The following is a 1,492-nucleotide window of genomic DNA, read 5'->3' as shown; positions in this document are numbered from 1 at the left end:
TTTCTGGTGCGTACCGGGCTGAGAGGCGGTGTAAGTGAACTGTAGTTGCCATGTTTTACGGCAATGAGAGCAGAGATAGCGCTGATGTCCGGCAGTGCTTTTGCCGTTACGCACCACGCCTTCAGTAGCGGAGCAGGAAGGACATCTGATGGAAATGGAAGCCACGCAAGCACCTTAAAATCACCATCATACACTAAATCAGTAAGTTGGCAGCATTACCCTTTCATCTTACCTTCGCCCGCATCGCCTTCAATCAGTTTCGTCTGTACCAGATGCGCTTCATTCAATGCCATCCGTGACTGATCCATCATGGCTTTTGCTGCGGCAAAATCGCCCTGCTTCGCCTGTTTCAGTGCCGCATACGCCAGGCTGCGCGCTTGTCCGGAGTTGATGATAAGCCCCATCACCACTTCTTCCAGCTCTTCAGCTTCTGTTTGCGTATCGGGAATGTTATCGAGATCCATCATACATCGTTCCTCTCTCTTCTTACCGGCACGATTAACCGTACCGGCATCGATTAAAATTTCAGGGCGTTAGCGATATCTTCTTCGCTCTCTTCTTTATCAATCGCGTTTTGCGCTTTGTTAGCCACCACAACAAAGGGCAGATAAATTAACGTTGCGATACCAAGGTTGAAGAGTGCGACCAGCAATGCAGCGACGCTACCGTTGGTGTTAAAGAAGGCTCCCAGACCGGTTGGCATGGTCCACGGTGCAATATTGGTCACCGGAGGAATAATGCCCATGTAGTACGCTGCGAGGGTGATTGCCGCCAGAATCGGTTGTACCAGTACAAACGGGATAAACATCACCGGGTTCATGATAATTGGCAGACCAAACAGAATCGGTTCGTTAATCTGGAAGATGCCGGACGGCAGCGCCAGTTTTGCCACCTGACGATAATCAGCACGGCGAGAGGCGATAAAGATAGCCAGGATCAGGCCTAAAGTCGCACCACTGCCCCAAGGAAAATAAAGGAGTCCAGCATCGGCTTGGCCCAGATATGGAAGGTCTTACCGGCTGCCAGCGCCGCTTCGACGGAACCATATTGCTGATAGGTCGCGATATTTTCCAGCGCCCACAGCGTCATAATGCCGTTGTCCAGTGCGGTCAGCGCCAGCGCGCCATGAATACCGAAGAACCAGTGAACCGCCCCGGGTTTCCTGGAGAGTGTTTTATCTGTGAACTCAGGCTGCCAGATCATCGTTTCCGATGGAAGCATAATAAGCTTTTTCTGCTTCTGCCGGAGGGATGTGGCCCAGCCTTTCCAGCAATCGTCGATTATTATACCAGTCCACCCACGTGAGTGTGGCCAGTTCCACTTCTGCACGGTTTTTCCAGCTCTTACGGTGTATTACCTCCGCTTTGTAAAGACCATTGATGCTCTCCGCCATCGCGTTGTCATACGAGTCGCCTGTACTTCCTGTTGATGCCAGTAATCCGGCTTCCTTAAGCCGCTGTGTGTAGGCCAGCGATACATACTGAGAACCTTT

Annotated in this window: 2 protein-coding genes and 2 pseudogenes; all 4 read right to left on the bottom strand. The window is 51.5% G+C overall.

The window, feature by feature from the left end; all coding sequences use genetic code 11:
- Nucleotides 1–165: IS1 family transposase (locus tag BHE85_RS15435; protein WP_047664789.1), on the bottom strand; the 165-nt coding region annotated here is incomplete at its 3' end.
- Nucleotides 166–221: 56 nt separating this feature from the next.
- Nucleotides 222–467 (bottom strand): annotated as a pseudogene (gene chbA, locus BHE85_RS15430) (PTS N,N'-diacetylchitobiose transporter subunit IIA); the annotation flags it as partial.
- Between the two features lie 50 nt (nt 468–517).
- A pseudogene (locus BHE85_RS15425) lies at nt 518–1,143 on the bottom strand (PTS transporter subunit EIIC); the annotation flags it as partial.
- Nucleotides 1,144–1,186: 43 nt separating this feature from the next.
- Nucleotides 1,187–1,492: integrase core domain-containing protein (locus BHE85_RS15420; protein ID WP_032232747.1), on the bottom strand; the 306-nt coding region annotated here is incomplete at its 5' end.

The sequence above is a fragment of the Shigella sp. FC1567 genome (genome assembly GCF_001743015.1).
Classification (GTDB): Bacteria; Pseudomonadota; Gammaproteobacteria; order Enterobacterales; family Enterobacteriaceae; genus Escherichia; species Escherichia coli.
This window is presented reverse-complemented; position numbering and strand designations above follow the sequence as displayed.